Origin of the sequence: Amycolatopsis sp. NPDC058340, from assembly GCF_042723975.1 — a bacterium.
GTDB lineage: Bacteria > Actinomycetota > Actinomycetes > Mycobacteriales > Pseudonocardiaceae > Amycolatopsis.
On the sequence record NZ_JBHXIB010000020.1, the window covers coordinates 72,486 to 94,461 of the forward strand.

At 68.3% G+C, this 21,976-nt stretch carries 26 protein-coding genes; 8 read left to right on the plus strand and 18 right to left on the minus strand.

Going from position 1 to position 21,976, the window contains the following annotated elements; translation table 11 throughout:
* Nucleotides 1–383: 383 nt before the first annotated feature.
* Both ACFWIW_RS22620 and ACFWIW_RS22625 read right to left on the minus strand, forming a co-directional pair.
* Nucleotides 384–1,178: a DeoR/GlpR family DNA-binding transcription regulator gene (locus tag ACFWIW_RS22620; RefSeq protein WP_378370240.1), complete on the minus strand. Its 795-nt coding sequence runs from the start codon at nt 1,176–1,178 to the stop codon at nt 384–386.
* Nucleotides 1,175–1,801: a histidine phosphatase family protein gene (locus ACFWIW_RS22625; RefSeq protein WP_378370241.1), complete on the minus strand. Its 627-nt coding sequence runs from the start codon at nt 1,799–1,801 to the stop codon at nt 1,175–1,177. Before ACFWIW_RS22625 ends, ACFWIW_RS22620 begins: the two co-directional genes overlap by 4 nt.
* 77 nt (nt 1,802–1,878) lie before the next feature.
* On the opposite strand from ACFWIW_RS22625, the gene ACFWIW_RS22630 reads away from it, so the two are divergent.
* The 6 genes from ACFWIW_RS22630 (at nt 1,879) to ACFWIW_RS22655 (ending at nt 8,050) form a co-directional block, all read left to right on the plus strand.
* Nucleotides 1,879–2,565: an HAD family hydrolase gene (locus tag ACFWIW_RS22630; protein WP_378370242.1), complete on the plus strand. Its 687-nt coding sequence runs from the start codon at nt 1,879–1,881 to the stop codon at nt 2,563–2,565.
* A complete protein-coding gene (locus tag ACFWIW_RS22635; protein ID WP_378370243.1) occupies nt 2,562–4,247 on the plus strand; it encodes a dihydroxyacetone kinase family protein in 1,686 nt (561 codons plus the stop codon). Before ACFWIW_RS22630 ends, ACFWIW_RS22635 begins: the two co-directional genes overlap by 4 nt.
* 1 nt (nt 4,248) lies before the next feature.
* A complete protein-coding gene (locus tag ACFWIW_RS22640; protein WP_378370244.1) occupies nt 4,249–4,710 on the plus strand; it encodes a ribose-5-phosphate isomerase in 462 nt (153 codons plus the stop codon).
* A 207-nt stretch (nt 4,711–4,917) separates the two neighbouring features.
* Nucleotides 4,918–5,952 (plus strand): 2-hydroxyacid dehydrogenase, encoded by a 1,035-nt coding sequence (locus tag ACFWIW_RS22645; protein ID WP_378370245.1) that lies wholly within the window; start codon nt 4,918–4,920, stop codon nt 5,950–5,952.
* Nucleotides 5,949–7,397: an FGGY family carbohydrate kinase gene (locus ACFWIW_RS22650; protein WP_378370246.1), complete on the plus strand. Its 1,449-nt coding sequence runs from the start codon at nt 5,949–5,951 to the stop codon at nt 7,395–7,397. The genes ACFWIW_RS22645 and ACFWIW_RS22650 overlap by 4 nt, the downstream gene beginning before the upstream one ends.
* Nucleotides 7,398–7,399: 2 nt before the next feature.
* On the plus strand, nt 7,400–8,050 hold the full coding sequence (locus ACFWIW_RS22655) for a class II aldolase/adducin family protein (RefSeq protein WP_378370292.1): 651 nt from the start codon (nt 7,400–7,402) through the stop codon (nt 8,048–8,050).
* A 75-nt stretch (nt 8,051–8,125) separates the two neighbouring features.
* Here the strand turns inward: ACFWIW_RS22655 and ACFWIW_RS22660 are convergent, their stop codons facing one another.
* The 5 genes from ACFWIW_RS22660 to ACFWIW_RS22680 form a co-directional block, all read right to left on the minus strand.
* Nucleotides 8,126–8,818: an HD family phosphohydrolase gene (locus ACFWIW_RS22660; RefSeq protein WP_378370247.1), complete on the minus strand. Its 693-nt coding sequence runs from the start codon at nt 8,816–8,818 to the stop codon at nt 8,126–8,128.
* Between the two features lie 67 nt (nt 8,819–8,885).
* Complete coding sequence (locus tag ACFWIW_RS22665) at nt 8,886–9,524, minus strand: hypothetical protein (protein ID WP_378370248.1); 639 nt, start codon at nt 9,522–9,524, stop codon at nt 8,886–8,888.
* Nucleotides 9,525–9,564: 40 nt separating this feature from the next.
* The gene (locus ACFWIW_RS22670) at nt 9,565–10,611 is read right to left on the minus strand and encodes a hypothetical protein (protein WP_378370293.1); all 1,047 of its coding nucleotides are present in this window, start codon (nt 10,609–10,611) and stop codon (nt 9,565–9,567) included.
* 149 nt (nt 10,612–10,760) lie between these two features.
* The gene (locus ACFWIW_RS22675) at nt 10,761–11,366 is read right to left on the minus strand and encodes a transglutaminase family protein (protein WP_378370249.1); all 606 of its coding nucleotides are present in this window, start codon (nt 11,364–11,366) and stop codon (nt 10,761–10,763) included.
* Nucleotides 11,363–11,923 (minus strand): TetR/AcrR family transcriptional regulator, encoded by a 561-nt coding sequence (locus tag ACFWIW_RS22680; protein WP_378370250.1) that lies wholly within the window; start codon nt 11,921–11,923, stop codon nt 11,363–11,365. The genes ACFWIW_RS22675 and ACFWIW_RS22680 overlap by 4 nt, the downstream gene beginning before the upstream one ends.
* 87 nt (nt 11,924–12,010) lie before the next feature.
* Here ACFWIW_RS22680 and ACFWIW_RS22685 point away from each other — a divergent pair, with 87 nt between their 5' ends.
* Entirely contained in the window at nt 12,011–12,730 is a 720-nt protein-coding gene (locus tag ACFWIW_RS22685) for an alpha/beta fold hydrolase (protein WP_378370251.1), read from the plus strand.
* On the opposite strand, the gene ACFWIW_RS22690 is transcribed toward ACFWIW_RS22685, so the two are convergent.
* The 11 genes from ACFWIW_RS22690 to ACFWIW_RS22740 form a co-directional block, all read right to left on the minus strand.
* Nucleotides 12,658–13,137 carry an HIT family protein gene (locus ACFWIW_RS22690; protein WP_378370252.1) on the minus strand — a complete coding sequence of 160 codons (480 nt, stop codon included), beginning with the start codon at nt 13,135–13,137 and terminating at the stop codon, nt 12,658–12,660. The two genes, ACFWIW_RS22685 and ACFWIW_RS22690, sit on opposite strands and share 73 nt — an antisense overlap.
* Nucleotides 13,138–13,146: 9 nt before the next feature.
* Nucleotides 13,147–13,491: a hypothetical protein gene (locus ACFWIW_RS22695; RefSeq protein WP_378370253.1), complete on the minus strand. Its 345-nt coding sequence runs from the start codon at nt 13,489–13,491 to the stop codon at nt 13,147–13,149.
* Between the two features lie 10 nt (nt 13,492–13,501).
* Nucleotides 13,502–14,935 (minus strand): MBOAT family O-acyltransferase, encoded by a 1,434-nt coding sequence (locus tag ACFWIW_RS22700; protein ID WP_378370254.1) that lies wholly within the window; start codon nt 14,933–14,935, stop codon nt 13,502–13,504.
* A 227-nt stretch (nt 14,936–15,162) separates the two neighbouring features.
* Nucleotides 15,163–16,119, minus strand: coding sequence for a 23S rRNA (guanosine(2251)-2'-O)-methyltransferase RlmB (rlmB, locus tag ACFWIW_RS22705; protein WP_378370255.1), 957 nt, complete (start codon nt 16,117–16,119; stop codon nt 15,163–15,165).
* A 35-nt stretch (nt 16,120–16,154) separates the two neighbouring features.
* Nucleotides 16,155–17,546: a cysteine--tRNA ligase gene (gene cysS / locus ACFWIW_RS22710; RefSeq protein WP_378370256.1), complete on the minus strand. Its 1,392-nt coding sequence runs from the start codon at nt 17,544–17,546 to the stop codon at nt 16,155–16,157.
* Between the two features lie 46 nt (nt 17,547–17,592).
* On the minus strand, nt 17,593–18,279 hold the full coding sequence (locus tag ACFWIW_RS22715; RefSeq protein WP_378370257.1) for an HAD family hydrolase: 687 nt from the start codon (nt 18,277–18,279) through the stop codon (nt 17,593–17,595).
* Between the two features lie 72 nt (nt 18,280–18,351).
* Nucleotides 18,352–18,747: a PPOX class F420-dependent oxidoreductase gene (locus ACFWIW_RS22720; RefSeq protein ID WP_125683619.1), complete on the minus strand. Its 396-nt coding sequence runs from the start codon at nt 18,745–18,747 to the stop codon at nt 18,352–18,354.
* A gap of 22 nt (nt 18,748–18,769) precedes the next feature.
* Entirely contained in the window at nt 18,770–19,165 is a 396-nt protein-coding gene (locus ACFWIW_RS22725; RefSeq protein ID WP_378370258.1) for a PPOX class F420-dependent oxidoreductase, read from the minus strand.
* A 28-nt stretch (nt 19,166–19,193) separates the two neighbouring features.
* The gene (gene ispF, locus ACFWIW_RS22730) at nt 19,194–19,664 is read right to left on the minus strand and encodes a 2-C-methyl-D-erythritol 2,4-cyclodiphosphate synthase (RefSeq protein WP_378370259.1); all 471 of its coding nucleotides are present in this window, start codon (nt 19,662–19,664) and stop codon (nt 19,194–19,196) included.
* A complete protein-coding gene (locus ACFWIW_RS22735) occupies nt 19,661–20,293 on the minus strand; it encodes a 2-C-methyl-D-erythritol 4-phosphate cytidylyltransferase (RefSeq protein WP_378370260.1) in 633 nt (210 codons plus the stop codon). Before ACFWIW_RS22735 ends, ispF begins: the two co-directional genes overlap by 4 nt.
* 74 nt (nt 20,294–20,367) lie before the next feature.
* Nucleotides 20,368–20,859: a CarD family transcriptional regulator gene (locus ACFWIW_RS22740; protein WP_005165253.1), complete on the minus strand. Its 492-nt coding sequence runs from the start codon at nt 20,857–20,859 to the stop codon at nt 20,368–20,370.
* Between the two features lie 297 nt (nt 20,860–21,156).
* Between ACFWIW_RS22740 and ACFWIW_RS22745 the strand changes: the two genes are divergently transcribed.
* Complete coding sequence (locus ACFWIW_RS22745; protein WP_378370261.1) at nt 21,157–21,870, plus strand: hypothetical protein; 714 nt, start codon at nt 21,157–21,159, stop codon at nt 21,868–21,870.
* Nucleotides 21,871–21,976: the final 106 nt, after the last annotated feature.

Here is a 21,976-nt window from a genome sequence, read left to right on the forward strand (position 1 = left end):
ATCGTGTTAAGTTAACTTTCAAGATGTTACATCGGTGGATTTTCGTGTTAGCCTCGCGCGCCTGTCGTATGGCTGCCGGCCTGTGCCACTGTCATGAGGCACGGGGATGTTCGCGGAGCAGGCTCAGTCGAGGGAGCCGGATCTCGACTGTCCATAAGGGGCTCGGATCGAGACCGGGGTGCCCGGTTCGGGCGTTTTGTGCGACTCGGCGCCGGGGGGGCGTGAGTGTTTTCGGTCGTTCTAACGCTCTTTGCCACTCACGACCCCATGAATAACCGTACAAAAGTGCACAAATGGGACATGCCATTACCTGGAAGCCCGCCCTGTCGACGTCCGGAACCCGGGCCTGCGCGATCTCGACTTTGCCGGGACCCGGGCGAGCCTCAGAGCTCCGCGATGTCCACTTCCACCTGGCTACGCATGTCCTCGGCCAGATGCTCTTCCACGCCGTCGTCGACGATCAGCACGTCGAAATCGCTCAACGGCGCCAGCCGGTGCAGTGCCGCGCGTTCGGTCTTGCTGTGGTCCATCAGCAGCACCTTCGTCCGGGCGCTGGCCAGCATCGCGCGTTTCAGCATCACGATCTCCGGCTCCTGATGGAACGTCATGCGCGTGTTCATCGCCGAGGTCGAAACGAAGGTCGCGTCGACGTTGATCCGCTCGATCGCTTCGAGGCTCTGCATGCCGAGGAACGAGTCGTGGGTCGCGGAGTAGTCGCCGCCGATACAGATGAGCCGCAGGTCGGGGACGCCTTTGAGCAGTTCGATGGCGCCGAGGTAGTTCGTGGCGACGGTCAGCGGGGTGACCCGGTGCAGCATCTTCGCCAGCGCGAGCGCGCTCGTGGAGTCGTCGAGCAGGATCGACATCCCCGGTTCGACGCGGGCGAGCGCGTGCGCGGCGATGGCCATCTTCTCCTCCGAATGCACGTTCATCCGGTAGTCGGCGTTGCTTTCGAAGACCGTCGACGGCATGGCCGACACGCCGCCGCGGTACTTCCGGAGCAGGCCGCGGCGTGCCAGTTCGTCGACGTCGCGGTGCACCGTCATGGTGCTGACGCCGGTGAGTTCCACCAGTTCGGAGATGCTCGCTGAGCCGGTCGTGAAGACGTGTTCGGTGATCAGCTGCTGACGCGTGTTACGAGAGTGTGCGCTCGCACCGGCCGTCTTCTCATCGCTCATACCGTCCAGTATCGCGTGCGGGCCGGCTGATTGAGCCGCAGCAGGCCGGTGCGCGTGCCGTCGATCTCGATCTCCGTGACGGCCGCGTTGTCCAGCCTCGGGAACACCGTGCGGTAGGTCTCGAGCGGGATGCCGAGCAGCGCGCACAACGTCAGCCTGATCAGCGTGTTGTGCGCGACGACCAGTGCCGTCCCGCCCGGTACCCCGGCGGCGATCCCGCGCAGCGCGGCGGCTCCCCTGGCGGCCGCGTCCGCGGGAGGCTCCGAACCGGGGAAGGCGCCGCCAACGGGATCGGCGAGAAACCTCGCGACCGTATCGGGATCCTCCTTCGCCAGCTCGGCCCTGGTGCGTCCTTCCATCAGTCCGAAGTGGACTTCGTGCAGCTCGTCGACCACCCGTAAGGGCAGGTCCAACGCCTTGGCGGACGGCTCCGCGGTGCGGAGTGCCCGGCTCTGCGGCGAGCAGAACACGGCCGACGGCCCGGCCGCCGCGGCGAATCCGGCGAGTTCGTCCGCCTGCCGGAGCCCTTCCTCGGTCAGCGCGACGTCACTGCTGCCCGCGTACCGGTTCTCGGCATGCCATTCGGTCTGGCCGTGCCGTGCCAATAACAACCGTGCGACCACGCGATCCCTCCTCGGGGCTTGTCCAGATCACAACATCGATGTTAACTTAACAGCATCGATGTGAAAGGAGACGCCGGATGGCACTCGCCGCGGTGGTGTTCGACCTGGACGGTGTCCTCGTCGACAGTGAACACCTTTGGGAGGAGAACTGGGTGGCGTACGCCGCCCGGCACCGCACCGAATGGACCGCCGAGGACACCGCGTCCGTGCAGGGGATGAGCGCGCCCGAATGGGCCGCGTACCTCGCTAAGCGGTCCGGCACCCCGGAAAGCGCGGCGGAGGTCGAACGCGCCGTGGTGGACGGCATGATCGCCGCTATCGAGGCGGGCGAGGCGCCCTTGCTGCCCGGCGCCGGGGAGATGGTCCGCGAGGTGAGCGCGAAGGTGCCGGTCGCGCTGGCGTCGTCGGCCGCCCGCCGGGTGATCGACGCGGTACTCGGCAAGCACGGGCTCACCGGCGAGTTCGCCGCGACCGTCTCCAGCGCCGAGGTCGCCAGGGGCAAACCGAGTCCGGACGTCTATCTCGAAGCCGCGGCCAGGCTCGGCCGGTCCGGCGAGGAATGCCTTGGCGTCGAAGACTCCAGCAACGGCATCCGCGCCGCCGCCGCGGCCGGGCTCACCGTGATCGCGTTGCCGAATCCGGTTTATCCGCCGAAGCCGGACGCGCTGGAGCTGGCCGCCGAGATCGCGGAGGACAACGACGACGTGCGGCGCAAGCTGCTCGCGTACCTGTCCGGTGAATTCGCGGAAGCGAGCGGGCGATGACGGTCCTGGGTGCCGCGGAGACGTTCAAACGCGATTGGCTGGACGGGTTCGTCACGGCCTACGGGCGTTCGGTGCGCAAGGTCCCCGGCGCCTATGGCGTGCTGCGCCGGGACGAATCCGAACCCAAGGTCGCGGTCGTGATCGGCGGCGGTTGCGGGCACTATCCCGCGTTCGCCGGGCTGGTCGGTCCCGGTCTTGCCGACGGAGCCGTGGTGGGCGACGTGTTCACCAGCCCGAGCGCCGAGCAGGTCTATCGCACCGCGCGGGCCGCGGAGAGCGGGGCGGGCGTGCTCTTCGGCTACGGCAACTACCAGGGCGACGTGCTGCATTTCGGGCTCGCCGCGCGCAGGCTGGCGGCCGAGGGCATCGAGAGCAGGACCGTCCTGGTCACCGACGACATCGCCAGCGGTCCGGCCGACGCGCCGGAAAGGCGTCGCGGCGTCGCGGGAGACTTCCTGGTCTTCAAGATCGCGGGCGCCGCCGCCGAACGCGGCGACGATCTGGCCGCCGTGCACGCGGTGGCGGAGAAGGCGAACGCGAACACCCGGACGTTCGGGGTGGCGTTCGGCGGGTGCACGCTGCCCGGCGCGTCCGCTCCGCTGTTCACCGTCGGCGAGAGCGAGATGGAGCTCGGGCTCGGCATCCACGGCGAGCCCGGCGTCCGCACGGTCGGCAGGCTGAGCGCGCGGGAGCTGGCCGACGAGCTGGTCGACGGCCTCCTCCCGGAGCTGCCCGATGGCGACGGCCGCGTGGTGGTCCTGCTGAACGGCCTGGGCCGCACCAAATACGAGGAGATGTTCGCGACGTACACCCGGGTGCACGAACGGCTCGCCGCGGCGGGGCTCAGCCCCTCGCATACCGAGGTCGGCGAGTTCGTCACGTCGCTCGACATGGCGGGTGTCTCGCTGTCGATCCTGGTGCTCGACGACGAACTCGCCGAACTCTACGCGGCCCCCTGCGACACCCCTGGCTACCGGAGCACCGGTGCCGCGCTGGCGCAGGTCCCGCTGGAGTCCACAGTGGACTCGCTGCTGGCCGAGGCCGAACCGGGGCAGGGCATCGTCGATCGCGCGCTGACGGCGGCCCTGCGCGATATCGAGGCCAACGAAGCCGAGCTCGGCAGGTTGGACGCGGTCGCCGCCGACGGCGACCACGGGCTGGGCATGACCAGGGGGATGCGGGCCGCGGTGTCCGCCGCCCGGCGCGACGGAGACTCGCTGTCCACCGCGCTCCTGGCCGCCGGCACGGCGTTCGCCGACGCGGCGGGTGGTGCGTCCGGCGCGCTGTACGGCGTCTTGCTCGCCGAGACCGGCGCGGGCCTGCGTGGTTCGGCGGCCGAGGAGGTCACCACGGAAGCCCTCGCGGACGCGGTGGACGGCGCGGTGAAGGCGTTCGTCGAACTGGGCAAGGCCGAGCCCGGTGAAAAGACCATGCTCGACGCCATCGAGCCGTTCCGGCTGGCGTTGCGCGAACAGGCCGCCGCGGGCGCCGACGTCCCGCAGGCCTGGCAGAAGGCGGCCCAGGTCGCGGTGAGCGCGGCCGAGGCCACGGCGGACCTGCTGCCCGCCAAAGGCCGGGCGGCGCGGTTGGCACGGCGGAGCGAAGGGCATCCCGATCCCGGGGCCACTTCGTTCGCGCTGCTCGTCACCGCGGTCGGCCAGGCTCTCGGAAAGGAAGACTGAAATGCGGATCGTGGTGGCGGCGGACAACGCCGGGGTGGCACTCAAGAACCAGCTGCGTGACCTGCTCCTCGCCGATGACCGGGTGGACGAGGTCACCGACCTCGGCGTGGCCGACGGGGCCGACGACAAGGCGTATCCGCTGCTCGGCCTGGCGGCGGCGGAGACGATCGCGCGTGGCGAGGCGGATCGTGGAGTCCTGGTCTGCGGCACCGGGATCGGCATGGCGATCTCGGCGAACAAGGTCCCCGGCGTGCGGGCCACGGTCGCGCACGACTCGTACTCCGCCGAGCGGTCGGTCAAGTCGAACGACTGCCAGGTGATCACGTTCGGCGCCCGGGCGATCGGTCCGGAGCTGGCGAAGAAGATCGTCGCCGAATGGGTCGGCCATCGCTTCGACCCGTCCTCGGCAAGCGCGAGCAAGGTCGCGCACATCACCGAATACGAGCAAGCGCTGAGTACCTGACAGTGAACCCGCGACCGCGATCGACGTCGGCAGGGCGCTGCCTGGTGAGGCGCCTCACCGTCCGGCGGACAGGGCGCCCTGCCACCGCGATAGCGGGGCCTTCGGCCAGGGCGGGTTCAAGCGTACGGTCGCTTTTCCGGGTACATCTCGGCTCCGCCAACAGTCAATGAGAACCGCCCGACACGGGCACGGAGAGAGGACGCAGAGTTGCGGATACTCGCTGCGGGAGACCATTTCGTCGGCACCGGCCTGCTGGCCGATGCCGTCCGTGCCGAGATCGGCGCCGGGCACGAGTTCTCGGAACTCACGCTGCCGTGGCCGGTGGAGCCGTTCGGTCCGGTCGCGAACGTGAACGAGGCCAGCGGCACCGAGGAGCAGGTGATCGAGGCCTTGGCGGGAGCCGAGGTCGCGGTGACCCAGATGGCGCCCTTCACCAAACAGGTGTTCGCCGCCGCACCAGGGCTCAAGCTCGTGTCGGTGTGCCGGGGCGGCCCGGTCAACGTCGACCTCGCGGCGGCCACCGAGGCCGGCGTCGCGGTGACATACGCGCCCGGCCGCAACGCCGGTGCCGCCGCCGAATTCGCGGTGGGGATGATCCTGGCCGCGATGCGCCGGATCTCGACGTCCTCCGCCGAATTGCTGGGCGGCACCTGGCGCGGCGACTACTACGCCTACGACCAGACCGGTCTCGAACTCGACGGGACCACCGTCGGCCTGGTCGGGTACGGCGCGATCGGTGCGCGCGTGGCAAAAGTGCTCGTCGCGTTCGGCGCGAAGGTGCTGGTCGCGGATCCGTTCGCCGACCCGGCCCGGATCGGCGCCGACGGGGCGGAGCTCGTCGAGCTGGACGATCTGCTGCGCCGCAGCTTCGTGGTGAGCCTGCACGCCCGGCTCACCGAGGAGACCCGGCATCTGATCGACGCCGCCAAGCTCGCGTTGCTTCCGGAGGGCGCCGTACTGGTCAACACCGCGCGCGGTGGCTTGCTGGACTACTCGCCGCTGCCGGAAGCCCTGCGCTCGGGACGGCTCGGCGCGCTCGCGCTCGACGTGTACGACGTCGAGCCGCCGCCCGCGGACTGGGCTTTGCGGGACGCGCCGAACGTGATCGCGACACCGCACCTCGCCGGGGCCAGCAGGCAGACGGCGGAGCGGGCGGCGGCCATCGTCGCCGCCGAAGTCGGCCGGTACACGCGCGGGGAGGCGCTCGCGAATCTGGCGAACCCCGAGGTCCTGCGGCCATGATCATCGGCGTCGACATCGGCACGTCGCTGACCAAGGCGGTCGTCTTCGACAAGGCCGGGATGGCCGTGGCGAGCGCGTGCACCACGTCCGAGGTGCACCATCTGCCGGGCGGGCTGGTCGAACAGGACCTAGACCAGGTGCTGGGCACCGTGGCGACGGTGGTGCGCGAGGTCGCCGCCGGGCTCGACAGGCCGGTCACCGCGCTTGCCCTCACCGGTCAGGGCGACGGGCTGTGGCTGCGCGACGAGGCAGGCGAGGCCGTGCGGCCCGCGATCTCCTGGCTCGACGGACGGGCGAACTCACTGCTCGCCCGATGGCAGGCCGACGGAGTGACCAGGGAAGTGTTCCGCCGGACCGCGTCGGGGATGTTCCCCGGTTGCGCCGCGGCCATCATGTCCTTTTTGGACACTCATGAACCGGAGTCGCTGGACAGGGCGGCGGTGGCGGGCTACTGCGTCGACGCGGTACTCCAGCGGCTGACCGGCGAGATCACGGTCGACGCGTCGGACGCGTCGCTGCCCTTCCTCGACCCGGCCACCCGGCGTTACGACGAAGAGGCCATCGCGGCCGTCGGTCTCTCCCATCGCCGGAGCCTGCTCGTGGAGCCGGCGGCGCCGAAGACCGTGTTCCGCCTGGACGAACGCGGAGCCGGACTGCTCGGTCTCCCGGCCGGGCTGCCCGTCACCGCGGGTCCGTTCGACCTGCCCGCGAGTGCCATCGGCGCCGGTGTCCGACGGCCGGGCGACGGCATCCTCACCGCCGGCACCACCTTGGCCTGCCAGGTTCTGACGGACTCGGCGGAGTTCGATCCGGAAGGCGAACCCGCGGGGATGTTCCTCTGCACGCCGGAAGAAGGTGAGTTCCTGCGGGCGATGCCGGCGATGGTCGGCACGGCGGGGATCGACTGGATGTGCCGCCTGTTCGGAATCGAGGTCGAGGAGATCGGCTCGCTGCTCGACGCGAGCAGGCCCGGCGCGGGTGGAGTCCGCGCGTTGCCGTTCCTCTCCGCGTCCGGCGAGCGGGCGCCGTTCGTCGACGCTTCGGCGAGGGCCCAGTTCTCCGGGCTGAGCCTGGAGAGCGAGCGTGGTGACATCGTCCGGGCGCTGTGCGAGTCGATCGCTTACGCGGCAAGGCATTGCTTCGAGGCGGCGGGTCTCACCGGCACGTTGTACGCCTGCGGCGGTGGGGTCCGCTCGCTCGAATGGACCCGGATCTTCGCCGACGTGCTCGGCCGGCCCATCGTGATCCCCGGTGATCCCGGGGTCGGCGCGCGAGGCGCGGTGATCGTCGCGGCGGACGCCCTCGGCGAACCGGTCGACCGGGAACTCTGGGCGGAAAGCGGACGCGTCGTCGAGGTCCGGCCCGAGAACGTAGGGTGCTACGAGCAGGGCTATGCCGACTATCAGGCCTCACTGGCCGCGGCCCGCGGACTTTGGAGGTTGTGACGGTGATCCTGGCCAAGGAACGCTTGGCGGTCTGCGAGTTCGCCCGCCGGATGACCGCGGACGGGCTCGTGGTCGGCACCTCCGGCAACGTCTCCGCGAGGCAGGGCGAGCTGGTCGCGGTGACCCCGACGGGGGTCGACTACGCCGGGCTGCGGCCGGAAGACATCCCGGTGGTCGGCCTGGACGGCGAAATCGTCGACGGCGCGCTCAAACCGACCAGCGAGCTCCCGATGCACCTCACGGTGTACCGGGAGGCGGCGGATCCGGACGGCAGGCCGGTCTCCGCGGTGGTGCACACGCATTCCGTGCACGCCACGGCGGTCTCCACCCTCGTCACCGAGGTGCCGCCGATCCACTACATGCTCGCCGCGATCGGCCCGACAGCCCGCGTCGCGTCCTACGCGACGTACGGCACCGAGGAGCTCGCCAAAGCCATGCTGGAGGCGTTGGACGGCCGCCGAGGCTGCCTGCTGGCGAACCACGGCACCACCACCTTCGGCGACAGCCTCGCCTCCGCGTACAGCCGCGCGCAACAGCTCGAGTGGGTCTGCCAGGTCTGGCTGACGGCGCGTGCCGCCGGAACGCCGAACCTGCTCCCGCCCGAGGAGATCGAGCACGTCGTGGACAAACTGCGCGGCTACGGACAGCGCTGACGGCACGCGTGTTCCGTCTCTGATCACGCGAATCCCGCCGTTCGTCACGTGACGAGCCAACGGCGAACGAGATCGCTAGGAAGCAGCGGGCTCGGCTTCGAACCCGGTGGCGTCCACGGCGTGCACCGCGTCGAGAAGCTCGACCACCGTCGGATCGTCGACGGCTTCCTTGATGCACTGCCACAACTGAAGATTCGCCAGCGCCCAGCGGGAGTAGTTCTCCGCCGCTTTGGGGTTGTAGAAGTAGTAGCCGCTGTCGTGGACGTCGCGTTGTTCGCCGACGATCTTGTGCGCCAGTTCGCGCAGGCTCAACCCGTTCTCCCGCAGGTAGCGATGGGCGAGGACGACGGGTGTCACCGGCAGCGCCTTGAACAGCGTGTCGGCGTCGCTCAACGCCTGGGCCTCGAGCGAGATGTGGCGGCCTCGGGTGGCCATTTCGGCCTCGTCGACGATCTCGTCGACCCACCGGCCCACGTTCTCCTCGACACCGCATTCCCGCAGGATGTCCATCCGAAGGTCTCGCCCGGCGGCCGCGGGGGAGTTCCGGAGCACGATGTAGTTCACATCGTGCACCAGTGCCGCCACCTCGACGACGGTGCGATCCGCGCCGTTGTGGTCGGCGAACCCCGCGGCCTTGGCCCGGACGAAACTCACGTGATGCCAGCCGTGGAACTGCAGTTTGTCCGCATAACGCCAGCACAGTCGCCGGACGTGTTGCTCGACGGCTTCGATGGTATGGGAAGGAATCGTGCTCTTTCGCGCGCGCATACACCTCTCCGATCCCGTTCAGGAGACGGGTGGAGTAATGGTATGCGTCTTCGACGGCGGTGTGTAGTTAGATGCGGCCGGCGAGATCCCCCAATCGGACCTCAACCGGAACGTGACGATGCCCTGTCCCGGTCTTCGGGTCAAAGGAAAGACTGAACTCGCTCACTGGGCGTGATTTCACCAAAAATGTCATAGTCCCTTCGGTGGCCTCGGGAATCCGATGGAACTCGTCCGCGTACATGACGCCTACCGACCCGGTCTGACACAGCGTGCTACGTCGTAACCGAACCGATGTGATCAATCCGGAAAGCTGGTCGCGCAGGGTCGAATAACGTTCGTGGACGTAGTTGCCACGGAGGATCGTGGTGCAGAAGTGGTATCTGTGATTATGCACGGAATCGGCGTACCCCTCGCGCCAGTCCTCCGGCGCCTTGTACTCGTGCAGCCAGATCGAAAAGGGGTCTGTCGGGCTGTCGAGCAGGCACCAGGCGAAATGGGTGGTGGTCTCCCGGGACCGCTCGAGCACCGCGCTCGCCTCGTCCGGGCTCAGCGAAGCCAGATGCCGTCGGAGGTCGTCGCGCAGTTCCGGTCTCGAAGTCCAGTCCCGGAAGATCCCGTCGACGATCTGCCAATGCTGCGCCAGCGGCAGGTCCGTGGTCCGGAGCAGCGCGGCGAGCTGGGTGAGGGGGGACAAGCGAGTGAGCAACTTCAGCTCCTCAAATCTAGTGCTCTGCGACGCCGAGAGGTCAGGGGTTCAACTCGGCGAGTGTGGTGAACTCCTTCCGGAAGGAATGGAATTTCCCTTCCAGTTCGAGGAAGTTCTCTTCGGACAGGGGAGAGCCGGTGATCTTTTCGTACAGGGCGAGGAAATCCGCCCGTGTCGTCGTCGTGGAGATGCGGAAGTGCCGTCCGGACCGGGACTGGGACACCCGCAGGAACTCGGAGCGTTCCTTGTTGTACAGGAAGGAACCTTCGCTGAACCGCAGCGTTCGCGGATACAACGTGGTCGCGCCGCGGATGTCGCTGTACAAGGTCACCCAAACGCTCTCGTCGAACAGTTCGAGCCGGTCCAAGGGCGGGTCGGCGACGACGGTGATGTCCACCAGCGAGCACCGGCTGCGCGCCAGGAACAGCCCGACCAGGCCGATGCTGATCTCGTCGTTGAGCCGCGACCGGATCGTCTCGTAGTCCATGCCCGCTTCTTCGCTGCGCAGGAGATAACGCGCCCTGCCACCGATCGCGCCCTCGTCGCGTGGGTCGGCGATGACCACGCGGAGTTCCCTTTCGGTACGGGACAACAGCAACCGGGCGGCGGCGTGCCTGCCGGAGAACCCGCGGAAGAAGTAGTGCCTGGTCACGTCGAGGTCTTCGGTCATGACCCGGTTGAACAACGGATCCGGATCGGTGGTCGCTTCGAAGACGTGGGTGGGGAAGAATTCCTTGTTGAGCGAACGGTATTCGGCGCTGAGCGCTTCCAGCGCGCGTCGGCTCTCCTCGATCACCGGGGTCACCATCGCGCGCTGTGACGCGGTGGCGGTGATCAGGGTCTGGCCGAAGCCGACCACCGCGGAGATCAGGGTGCCGGTGCCCAGTGAAGTGAGCAATGTCTTGCCGGCGCCGGGATCCATCATGCTGGAGATCCACAGGCTGAGGCCCGCGACGACGACCAGTACGGTGAGCAGCAGACTCGTCCTGGTCCAGAAGATCTCTTGCAACGGGGTACGGCGGAGCCGGTCGGCTTCCGCGGGCACGAGGGTCACCTCCTTGATCAGCACCCGAACGGACGAACGCAGTGCGTATCTGTTCGAGTGCGGGGAGTTACTCTACGCGCATCGTGACAATGTCGAAATAAGAAAATCGGGGGAAAGGGACCGACAACGAATGTGACGCTCGGCGATGCCGGTTTCGCATCGGAGGTTTCGCCGGATCGCGGAAAAACCACTCACGGAGAGTGCGGAAGGATTCCTTCGTACCACGCGGGACCGGGCTTCGCCGACGACAAGGTTTCGACGACGGCCGAAGACGGTGCGGTGTACACCGTGGGAAAGTCGATCTCGCCCATCGACGGATCCAGCGTCCAGGCGAGCCGCTCGTCTTCCGGCTGACTCGCTCGTATGAAAGGAAAGTGCGCGTCCGCGCCATTCTTGTTGCCCCTCGGGTCCAGCCGGATCCACCGGTCCGGACCACTGAGGTACACGGCGTTGAGCCCGTGCAGGACACCGATCCGCTGATAACAGAACCCGGCCGGAATGCCTTGGCTGCGAAGCAAAGCGGCCAGCAGGTGGGCCTTCGCGTAGCAGAGCCCGACCCGCTCGCGCAGAACCTCGGACGCCATAAGGGTGACGCGTGAATCGGCCGCATCCACCGTATGGGCGATGTCGTCGCGCACGAAGTGAAACATCGAACGAATCACGTCGATCTCGGTGCCGCCGGTCGGTGACAGACCGTCAGCCGTTTCGCGGATCAGCGGATGATCGTGATCGACGATCGCGTCTGCGGCGAGATAATCTTCGAGCCGCTCGGATTCGATCTTCAGCGTGATTTTCACGCGGCACCGTCCAGTACTGTGTCGACGACCTGTTCGAGGAATTTCGCATCGGCTTCGCCGCCGCGCAGCAGCAATCGGAACCAGATCGCCCCCGCCAGCAGGTCCATCACCAGTACCGGATCGACGCCGCCGCGCAGTTCGCCTCTCGCGGTGGCGCGTTCGAAGATCGGTTCTTCGCGTGCCATGCGGTCGGCGAAGAAACTCCGTGCCACGTCACCGAGTTCCGGACGCCGGGGGCCCGCGGTCAGGGCCGCCGTGACGACCGGCGCGGTGTGTTCCGAGGTCAGCAATCGATGGATTTGCGTTGCCACGGCGAGAAGATCGCCGCGGAGACTGCCGGTGTCCGGGACGTCGACGGCGAACAGGCCCGAATCGCGCAATGCGGCGGCCAGGAGCGCGTCCTTCGACGGCCACCAGCGGTACAACGTCGTCTTGTTGACGCCGGACCGCGCGGCGACGGCCTCGATGGCGAGTCTGTCGTAGCCGTGCTCCGCCAGGAGCTCGAGGGTGGCGGCGAAGATCGCCTCCGCCTTGCGAGGGCCGTTCCGAGTGCTCACCGCCAGAGAATACAACGCACCGTTGCGTTGGACCGCGATCGCGCGTACTTTGCAACGCAACGGTGCGTTGCAATCAGGAGGCAGTCCATGGTTCCCGTCGTCTTCGTCCACGGCATCCGGCTCAGCGGTGCCGCCTGGTCCGAGCAACTCCAGCTGCTCGGACCGCACGCGAAAGCAGTCGATCTCCCAGGCCACGGCACCCGCCGGGGAGAGCGGTTCACCCTGGCCGCGGCGGCGGGCGCGGTCGCCGATGCCATCGACGAACCCGCGCTGGTCGTCGGGCATTCGCTCGGTGGTTACGTCGCCATCGCCGCGGCCGCGCGGTATCCGGATCGCGTGGCGGGACTCGTCGTGGCGGACTCGACGTTCCTGCCCGGCAGAGCACTGGAGACGCCGTTCCGCCTGGCGCATCGCTTGCTCATGCGGCTGCCGGACCAGGGCGAGCGGCTGAGCCGGTGGCAATTCGAAAGCGTCCTTCCGCCGAAACTCGCCGAAGCGGTGATCGGCGGCGGCATCGCGACCGAGGTCATCCCGGACGTCGCCAAGGCCTTCGCGGACTTCGACGTGCTCGCGGACCTGGCGGCCTATCCGGGCCCGGCCTGGCTCATCAACGGCTCACGCGACCACTTCCGGCGCCATGAACGCCGCTTTCTCGACGCGTGCGCCGATGGCAGGCTGGTCACCGTCCCGAAGGCGGGGCACTACCTGCCGATGGTGCGCGGCGAGGAGTTCGCTCAGCTGGTGCTCGACGCGGCCCGCAGCCTGTCGATCTCGGCGGTCAGTTCGGATCGAAGCGAGTCGTGCTGACGCCCGAGCGAAGCGGCCCAGTTCTCCACCGGATGAAGCCAGACCGGGCGTCCGGCCACGTCGGCCGGTTCCCAGTCGTACCGCGGCCAGACATGCGCGTGCAGGAACGGATCCGTATTGCCGAGGATCTCCAGATTCACCCGGCGGAAGCCCGGATCCCTTCGCGCGCAGACGTTTTCGACCGCCTCACCGAGCAGGTCCATGTCCGCGAGGAACGCCAGCCGCCGCGGTCGCGGTAGGTCGGTCAGCCTGCCGGCGGCGGGTGAATCGGTCAGCAGGACGCAGTAGCCCGGCAGGAACTGCGTATCGCCGATCACCGCGAAACCCGCGTCCATACGCCGCAGCACCGTCGGGTTCTCCCCGCGCAGCGCCGAACCGATGCGATCCCGCTTCCAGCCGCCGGTCATGCGGCCAAGCTAGCCGACCGGGAGGATCGAACCGCCCTGGCTGGTGAGCTGGGTGGCCAGCCGGACCGGCTCGTGATGCGGCGCCAGGACGATCGAGGCGAACGGGGTCGCACTGGACCCGGCCCCGTAGTTGGTCTGCAGGTGGACGCTGACGTGCACGTTCCGGTCGGCGGGGATCTCGAATACGACCGACCCCCACGAGACCACGTACTGCCTGCCGTCGATGCTCGCGAACGGCACGTAAGTCAGCCTCATGTTGGGAAAGGGACGCATGTCGACCGTGAGCAGACGGCGAGGGCCGTCGTGGTTGTCCACGTACGGGATCACTCCGGGCTGGGCTGCCAGGTTGGTCATTTCGGCTCCGTCAGAACTGGTAGTAGAGGAACGGGCTGAACGTCCCGGTCGCGATCAGGATGGCCGCGTACACCAGTCCGACGGTCATCACGCCGATCCGCAGCGCCGTGGCCGGGCGGCTCCGCGAGGATTCCAGCAGCGGCCCGGTCACCGGATGCGCGGGCAGGAACACGATCGCCAGCGCGCACAGCAGGATGACGAGCCGCTGGTTGGTCACCGCGCTCTCGACGACGTCGGTCAGGCCCGTGAAGTCCGGCAGCACCATGTGCCCGATCATGCCTAGCGCGTGCGGCAGATCCTTCGCGCGGAAGAACACCCAGCCGAAGACGACGAGCACGAGCGTCAGCGCGCGGCGGCCGACGCGGGCGGCCCGCGACTTCGGGGTGACGTCGTAGCCGAAAGCGCGTTCCACGATCAGCAGCGCGCCGTGGTAGATGCCCCAGATCAGGAACGTCCACTGCGCGCCGTGCCAGAAGCCGGTCAGCACGAACACGATGCACAGGTTCCGGTACGTATGCCCGGCGCCGGTGCGGTTGCCGCCGAGCGGGATGTAGACGTAGTCGCGGAACCAGCGGGACAGCGACATGTGCCAGCGTCGCCAGAACTCGGTGATGGTCACCGACGAATACGGTCTCGCGAAGTTCTCCGGGAGCCGGAAGCCGAGCATGCGGCCGAGCCCGATCGCCATGTCGGAGTACCCGGAGAAGTCGAAGAACAGCTGCAGCGTGTACCCGATCGCGCCGAGCCAGGCGATCGCGAAGGTCATCTGGTCCGGCGGTGTGTTGAAGCAGGCGTCCACCATCGGGCTGAGCGAGTCCGCGATGATCGTCTTCTTGCACAGCCCGAGCGCGAACCGCGGGAAACCGGCGGCGATGTCGTCGAGGCGGTGCGACCGCCGCTGCGGCAGCTGGTCGGCGATCTCGCGGTACCGCACGATCGGCCCGGCCACCAGCTGCGGGAACATCGCGATGTACGCGGCGAACGACACCGGGTCGCGCAGGGCGCGGCGCTCACCGCGGTAGATGTCCACCACGTAGGAGATGTGGTGGAACGTGTAGAACGAGATGCCGATCGGGATGACCAGGTCGGCCACCGGGAAGCCGCCGCCGAACCAATGCGTCACGGCCGCGATCTGCTGGGTCGCGAACCCCGCGTACTTCCAGATCAGCAGCATGCCGACGTTGAGGCCGATGACGCCGAGCAGCAGGCGTTTGCGCCGTTTGTTCTGCAGGTCCCAGGCGTTCGGCTCCAGCGCCGGCCCGGCGAGGAAGTTGACCACCATACAGCCGAGCAGCACGAGCGTGTACGGCCCGGCGCCGGTGGCGTAGAAGATCAGGCTGCCGACCGCGACGATGCCGTTCCGCCAGCCGCGCGGGCACACCAGCACGGCGAGCAGGACCGCCGGCATGAAGTACCACAGGAACAGCGGCGAAATGAACGACATCGGTGCGGGGTCCCCCAGGGCGGTTACGCGTTATCCGCTGGTGACCTTAGCCTGAGCGCCGGTTGGCGGAGCTGAGATGGCCTCGGAAAGTGACCACACGCATGAACCCGCACGGCCGGGGGCCTCAGGTGAGGTGGACAACCAGCCCGCGCCCTGCCGATGTCGATCGCGGACGCGGGTTCGCCAAGGGACACCGACCACCCCGCACCGTGTGACGAAATGCGGGGTCAGACACGTCCCGCGAGACGGCGGCGGCGTGCCACCTCGGCCAGCAGCACCCCGGCCGCGACCGACGCGTTGAGCGACTCGACGCCGGCCGCCATCGGGATCGACACGGTGGCGTCGCAGGTCTCGCGCACCAGCCGGGACAGGCCGCGGCCCTCGGAGCCGAGCACGATGACCAGCGGATCCGCCGCGAGGTCGAGTTCGTCGATGTCGACCGAGCCGTCCGCGTCGAGGCCGACGACCATCAGGCCTTCGTCCTTCCACGCCTTCAGCTGACGGGTCAGGTTGGTCGCGACGGCGATCGGCAGCTTGGCCGCGGTGCCGGCGGAGGTCCGCCACGCGACCGCGGTCATACCCGCGCTGCGCCGCTCCGGCAGCAGGACACCCTGCGCGCCGAACGCGGCGGCCGAGCGGATCACCGCGCCGAGGTTGCGCGGGTCGGTGACGCCGTCGAGCGCGACGAACAGCGGGGTCTGCCCGGAGTCCTTCGCGACGGCCATCAGGTCGCGCGGGTCGGCGTAGACGAACGGCGGGACCTGCAGCCCGAGGCCCTGGTGCATGGCCCGGTTGGTCTTGCGGTCCAGTTCCTCGCGCGGGATCTCCAGGATCGAGATGCCCTTGTCGCCGGCGAGCCGGACGGCCTCGTTGACGCGGTCGTCGATCTCGATGTTGATCGCCACGTACAGCGCGGTCGCGGGCACGTCGGCGCGCAGCGCCTCGACCACCGGGTTGCGCCCGGCGATCAGTTCCGGCTTGTCGGCCTTCTTCTGGCGGGCCTGTTCCTTGCGGTCGCGCGCGTTGGCCATCCGGTACGCCTTGTGGCCGGGCCGGTCCTCGGCCTTGGGCGTCGGGCCCTTGCCTTCGAGGCCCTTCCGGCGCTGGCCGCCGGAGCCGACGACCTGACCCTTCTTCGTGCCGGGCTTGCGAATAGCGCCCTGGCGCCGGGAGTTGCCTGCCATCAGTGAGAATCCTTGAGCTAGAAACCGAGTATGGGTCAGACGTCCTTGACGGTCCACTGTGGACCGTTCGGAGTGTCCTCCACCACGATGCCCGCCTGCTGGAGGCGGTCACGCGCGGCGTCCGCACGGGCGAAGTCCTTTTCGGCGCGGGCCTGCTGCCGTTCGGTGAGCAGCCCTTCCACGAGTTCGGACAGCGCCTGCCGGGTGGGCGACTCGTCGCCGCCCGCCTCGGACCAGCGCGCGGAGAGCGGGTCGAGGCCGAGCACGTCGGTCATCGCGCGCACGGAGGCGGCGATTTCGAGTGCCTTGGAATTGTCGGCCGCGTCGAGGGCCGCGTTACCGTCGCGGACCGTGTTGTGCAGCACGGCGAACGCCTGCGGAGTGGCCAGGTCGTCGTCGAGGGCGGCGGCGAACCCGGCCTGGATCTCGCCGAGATGCACGGCGCCGGCACTGCTCGCGGTCCGGCGGAGGAACTGCTCGATCCGCCGGTAGCCCTGCGCGGCTTCCGTGAGCGCTCCGTCCGAGTATTCGATCGTCGACCGGTAGTGCGGCTGGACCAGGTAATACCGCAGTTCGGGCGCCCGGTAGTTCTTGAGCATCTCCGGGATCGAGACCGTGTTGCCCAGCGATTTCGACATCTTCTCGCCGGACATGGTCACCCAGGCGTTGTGCAGCCAGAACCGCGCGAACGGGTCACCCGCCGCGTTCGACTGGGCGCGCTCGTTCTCGTGGTGCGGGAACACCAGGTCGACGCCGCCGCCGTGGATGTCGAATTCGGCGCCGAGGTACGCGGTCGCCATCGCCGAGCATTCGAGGTGCCAGCCGGGGCGGCCGGAGCCCCACGGCGTCGGCCACGACGGCTCGCCCGGCTTCGCGCTCTTCCACAGCGTGAAGTCGCGCGGGTCGCGTTTGCCCTCGCCGAGGCTCTCGCCCTGCTGGACCTCGTCGAGTTTCTGGCCGGACAGATCGCCGTAGCCGTCGAACGCCTTGACCGAGAAGTACACGTCGCCGCCCGAGGCGTAGGCGTGCCCGCCGTCGATCAGCCGCTGCATCAGCTCGACCATCTGCGTGACGTGCCCGGTCGCCCGAGGGGCGATCGAAGGGGGCAAGCAGCCCAGCGCCTCGTACGCCGACTCGAAGGCGCGCTCGTGCGTGGCCGCCCACTCCCACCAGGGACGATCCGCCGCGGCGGCCTTGATGAGGATCTTGTCGTCGATGTCGGTGACGTTGCGGACCATCAGCACGTCGAGTCCACTGTGGACGAGCCAGCGACGAAGGACGTCGTAGTTCAGCGCGCCGCGGACGTGGCCGATATGCGGGATGCCCTGCACGGTGGCACCACACACGTACATGGACGCCGTTCCGCTACGGGCGGGATGGAATTCCCGCACGCTCCGGGTCGCCGTGTCATAGAGGTGTAGTGCCACCCTAAAAGGGTACGGGGTCCGCGTGAGCGGTGTCGCAGTGACCGTATTACAGCACGTTATGGGCGCGCAGGGCGCTGAGCAGGGCGTCCGGCCGCTCGGTCGTCGGCAGGGGCTCTACCAGCGTGAACGCGCAGCCGATGTCGCGTGCGGCGCCGTCCGCTTCCTCGCTGTCGCCGACCATGAGCGTTTCCGCCGGGTCGACGCCGAGCCGCTCGACGGCCGCGCGGAAGATCTCCGGCTCCGGCTTCACCGCTCCGACCTCGAACGACAGGATGAACTCGTCGACGTAGGCGTCCCAGCCGCGGCGGGCGAACGCGGGCCGGATGTCGAAGGCGATGTTGCTCAGCACCCCGACCTTGACGCCCTTGCCGGACGCGCCCTTGAGGGCGGCCTCGGTGTCCGGGTACGGCGTCCACTGGGTGGGATCGATCAGTCGCGTGTAGAGCGCGACGGCCTGGTCGGCGTGCGGCACCCCGGACTGCTTGAGGACCTCGAGGTACACCTTCCGGTGCAGCACCGGGTCGCGGTCGCGGTGGTTCCAGGCGTACAGGTGCTCCTCGTCGAGATCGACGACCTGGCCGACCGGCGCGGTCATCCGGCGCATCAGTTCGGTCTGGGCCTCGATGTCCAGGCTCTCGCCCTCGTGGTCGGTGAGGTCGGCGAGCCAGGTCTCGTCCTGTTCGAGCCGGAAGACCGTGCCGGAGAAGTCGAACAACACAGCGCGAAAGGTCACGAGGTCCACATTAGCCGGAACTCGTGAGTGGCGAGGACGGTTAGAACCGTCCTCGCCACTCACGAGGAGCGGTCAGGCGGCGTTGCCGGTGATCTTGGTGGGCGTGATCCGGACCAGCACGCGGACGACGTCCGCCGGCTCCTCCGGGTAGTCCTTGCCGAGGTACTTGTGCGACAGCTCGTTGATCAGCTCGCGCCCGCCCTCGTCGGTCATCTCCACGGTCCCGCGGATCTCGACGTAGTCGTACGGGTTCTCCTGGTCGAAGACCGAGACGGACACCCGCGGGTCCCTTGCCATGTTCCGTTCCTTGAGACGGCCGCGGACGGTCGCGAAGATCACCGTGTCGCCGTCCCGCTTCGCCCACAGCACGGACGTCTGCGCGGAGCCGTCGGCGTTGATGGTCGCCAGCACCGGGAAGTTGTTGCCGTCGAGGAGTTTCTTGGTCGCGTCGTTGAAGGTCACACCCATGGCTGAATCCTAGGCAGCCTAATCACCGCACGTTCCCGGCGATCCGTTCGACGCGCAGGCGGACGATCACCCGCTCGACGTCGTCGCCTTCCGGCGGCGGGTCCTGGCCGAGGTACTTGTGGCTGAGCGTCTTCGGCAGCGTCTTCCCGGGATCAGGGGTGATCGTGACCGTGCCGCGCAGCTGCGTGTGCCGGTACGGGTTCTCCGCGTCGGTGATCGACACGCTCGCGCGCGGATCGCGGCGCAGGTTCCGCACCTTCAACCGGTCTTCGGTGGCGCTGAAGACCAGATCGCCTCCGTCGAGGCCCACCCAGATGACCGAGGTCTGCGGGCCGCCGTCGGCGTCCAGTGTGGCCACGGTCGCGAAGTTCTTGCCGTCCACCAGTTCGCGAACCGGTTCGGGAAGTGTGACTGCCATGACAGCCCGAACCGGCTCCCGGCCGCGGCTATTCCTGCGAGGGCAGCAGCAGCGCCGTCGCGAACGCCGCGATGCCCTCGCCGCGTCCGGTCAGGCCGAGCCCGTCGGTCGTCGTCCCGGAAACGCTCACCGGCCCGCCGACGGCCTCGCTCAACACCGTCTGGGCCTCTTCGCGGCGCTTTCCGACGCGCGGCGCGTTGCCCACGATCTGGACGGTCGCGTTCCCGACGGTCCAGCCGTCCGCCTCGACCAGACGCCGCGCCTCCTCGAGGAATTCGACGCCGTGCTTGCCCGCCCAGCGCGGATCGCCGGTGCCGAACACCGCGCCGAGATCACCGAGACCGGCCGCGGACAGCAGCGCGTCGCACAGCGCGTGCGCGGCGACGTCACCGTCGGAATGGCCCGCGCAACCGTCGACGCCGGGCCAGAAGAGCCCGGCGATCCAGCATTCGCGGCCCGCCTCGACGGGGTGGACGTCGACGCCGTTGCCGATCCTCACAGCACTTCCTCTTTCCCGGCCACCGCGATCGCCTCGGCCAGTTTCAGTTCGAACGAATTGGTGACGCGCATCGCGTCGGGATGACCGGCGACGGTGTGCGCGCCGTCGAGGGACGGCTCGTCGGCGTACGAGAGAAAAGTCTCACGAGTGAAGCCGAGCGGGGTTTGCGCCGTACGCAGATACGTGCGGTCCTCGGTCCCTGTAATCACTTTCGCCGCATCAGTCACCTTGACGGTGTCCGCCATCGGCAGCACGGGGACCACGACGGGGGACCCCGCACGGACCGCGTCCGCGACGGCACGGACCGTGTCCGCGGGGGTGAAGGCGCGCAGGGCGTCGTGCACGAGGAAGACCGGATTCCCGGTGATCTCTTTTTCGACGGTGTCGAAAGCGTGCTTGAGCGACGAGCCGGGTACTATCCGGCAACGCTCCTCGAAGCCGCTCAAAGCGGCCGAAAACAAATCAGCACACCGCTCGGGGGCCGCCACGACCACCAGATCGAGATCCGGCAGAGCGAGCAGCCCCCGCACAGTGTGCGTCAGTAGAGCTTCACCATTGACCGGCGCGAGAGCGAGCTCCGCGTCGGAGGCATGGTGTCGAACGACAGTGACGAACGCGATCGTGCTCATAAGGACGGTGCTCATATGTGCGCGATCGTAGAGGTATCCCCCGCAGCCTCACCTGGCGTGGGACACCCGCCGGTTCAGACTGCCGCGGTTTCCAGAACTTCGTCGAGGAGGACTTCAGCCTTGTCCTCGTCGGTGCCCTCCGCGAGCGCCAGCTCGCTGACCAGAATTTGCCGCGCCTTCGCCAGCATGCGCTTCTCGCCGGCTGAAAGTCCGCGGTCCTTCTCTCGCCGCCAGAGGTCGCGCACCACTTCGGCCACCTTGTTCACATCGCCGGAGGCGAGCTTCTCGAGGTTGGCCTTGTACCGACGAGACCAGTTGGTGGGCTCTTCGGTGTGCGGAGCACGCAGAACGTCGAAAACCTTGTCCAGTCCTTCTTGCCCGACGACATCACGAACGCCGACGATCTCGGCGTTGTCTGCGGGCACGCGAACCGTAAGATCCCCTTGCGCGACTTTGAGGACGAGGTACTTCTTCTCCTCGCCCTTGATCACGCGGGTCTCGATGGCTTCGATGAGTGCGGCACCGTGGTGCGGGTAGACGACGGTCTCTCCGACCTTGAAAACCATGTGTCCTCTGCCCCTTTCGCTGAATTCATCTTAGCACGTGCCGACGAGGCCCACCTAGTGGCCCGCGATCGTCGTCGCAGGTCAGCGGCCTGACGGTGGTCCGCCCGGGGGTTGACAAACCCAATTCGCCCATGCTCACGCTGGTGAGAAGCGAACGATTTCCAAATCCTTTGTGGACGGTTGATCTTGGGCGCGTCACCGCATTGGTGGGGTGCCAACACGCACCGGGTTCTTGGCCCGCGAAGGCGCCCGGCTAGTCTTCGCGGTGAAGAGGCCGTGAGATGGAAGGACTCCGACGTGAGGCTGCAGAATCGTCGCGTGTTCGGCGCAGGTGTGCTGGCGCTCGGCGCCGCGCTCGTGCTCGCCGGCTGCGGTGCTGGTCAGATCACCCAGACCGACTCGCAGCAGCCCGCGGTCAACGGGACGTACGCGCAGGCGAAGGACCTGGTGCTGCGGAACGCCGCGCTCCAGTTCCCGACCGAGGGGCAGGCGTACCCGGCCGGTGCCGCCGCGCCGCTGACGCTGACCATCGTGAACCAGGGCAAGCTGGACGACGAGCTCGTCTCCGTCTCCTCCGAAGCCGCCACCGGTGACGCCAAGATCACCGGCTCCAAGGTCGTCGCCGCGAGCCACGCGCTGGTGATCGGCCCGTCCGACGCGGTCGAGTCGACCAAGGAGGTCGCACCGACGAGCGCCCCGGCGTCCTCCGCGCCGGCTTCGTCCTCGGGTGCGCCGTCCTCCTCGTCGGGTGCCCCGTCTTCGAGCTCCGCCGGGACGGTCACGCCGTCCGCGGGCCCCGAGACGACCAACGCGCCGGACCAGGTGGGCAAGGCCACGATCGTCCTGCAGGGGCTGAAGCAGCCGGTGTGGGCGGGCCAGACCATCAAGGTCACCTTCGTCTTCAAGAACTCCGGCTCGATCACCGTCGACCTGCCGGTCGCGGCGCCGTCGCACCCGGGCAGCCGGGCGCCCGCGCCGGAGAAGCCCAAGGCCGAAGGCGGCGGGCACTAGATCTTCCGAAGCCGGGCTGAAAGGGCCCTTCACCGCATGACATGCGGTGAAGGGCCCTTTCGCTGCGTCGGATGCGGCGAAAGGGCCCTTCAGCCCGTCGGTGCCG

What these genes read in the sequence shown, in the direction of transcription:
- ACFWIW_RS22620 (WP_378370240.1), bottom strand. Translation starts at nt 1,178, where the DNA reads ATGAGCGATGAGAAGACGGCCGGTGCGAGCGCACACTCTCGTAACACG.
- ACFWIW_RS22630 (WP_378370242.1), top strand. Translation starts at nt 1,879, where the DNA reads ATGGCACTCGCCGCGGTGGTGTTCGACCTGGACGGTGTCCTCGTCGAC.
- ACFWIW_RS22635 (WP_378370243.1), top strand. Translation starts at nt 2,562, where the DNA reads ATGACGGTCCTGGGTGCCGCGGAGACGTTCAAACGCGATTGGCTGGAC.
- ACFWIW_RS22640 (WP_378370244.1), top strand. Translation starts at nt 4,249, where the DNA reads ATGCGGATCGTGGTGGCGGCGGACAACGCCGGGGTGGCACTCAAGAAC.
- ACFWIW_RS22650 (WP_378370246.1), top strand. Translation starts at nt 5,949, where the DNA reads ATGATCATCGGCGTCGACATCGGCACGTCGCTGACCAAGGCGGTCGTC.
- ACFWIW_RS22660 (WP_378370247.1), bottom strand. Translation starts at nt 8,818, where the DNA reads ATGCGCGCGCGAAAGAGCACGATTCCTTCCCATACCATCGAAGCCGTC.
- ACFWIW_RS22685 (WP_378370251.1), top strand. Translation starts at nt 12,011, where the DNA reads ATGGTTCCCGTCGTCTTCGTCCACGGCATCCGGCTCAGCGGTGCCGCC.
- ACFWIW_RS22690 (WP_378370252.1), bottom strand. Translation starts at nt 13,137, where the DNA reads ATGACCGGCGGCTGGAAGCGGGATCGCATCGGTTCGGCGCTGCGCGGG.
- ACFWIW_RS22695 (WP_378370253.1), bottom strand. Translation starts at nt 13,491, where the DNA reads ATGACCAACCTGGCAGCCCAGCCCGGAGTGATCCCGTACGTGGACAAC.
- ACFWIW_RS22700 (WP_378370254.1), bottom strand. Translation starts at nt 14,935, where the DNA reads ATGTCGTTCATTTCGCCGCTGTTCCTGTGGTACTTCATGCCGGCGGTC.
- rlmB (WP_378370255.1), bottom strand. Translation starts at nt 16,119, where the DNA reads ATGGCAGGCAACTCCCGGCGCCAGGGCGCTATTCGCAAGCCCGGCACG.
- ACFWIW_RS22720 (WP_125683619.1), bottom strand. Translation starts at nt 18,747, where the DNA reads ATGGGTGTGACCTTCAACGACGCGACCAAGAAACTCCTCGACGGCAAC.
- ACFWIW_RS22725 (WP_378370258.1), bottom strand. Translation starts at nt 19,165, where the DNA reads ATGGCAGTCACACTTCCCGAACCGGTTCGCGAACTGGTGGACGGCAAG.
- ACFWIW_RS22735 (WP_378370260.1), bottom strand. Translation starts at nt 20,293, where the DNA reads ATGAGCACGATCGCGTTCGTCACTGTCGTTCGACACCATGCCTCCGAC.
- ACFWIW_RS22740 (WP_005165253.1), bottom strand. Translation starts at nt 20,859, where the DNA reads ATGGTTTTCAAGGTCGGAGAGACCGTCGTCTACCCGCACCACGGTGCC.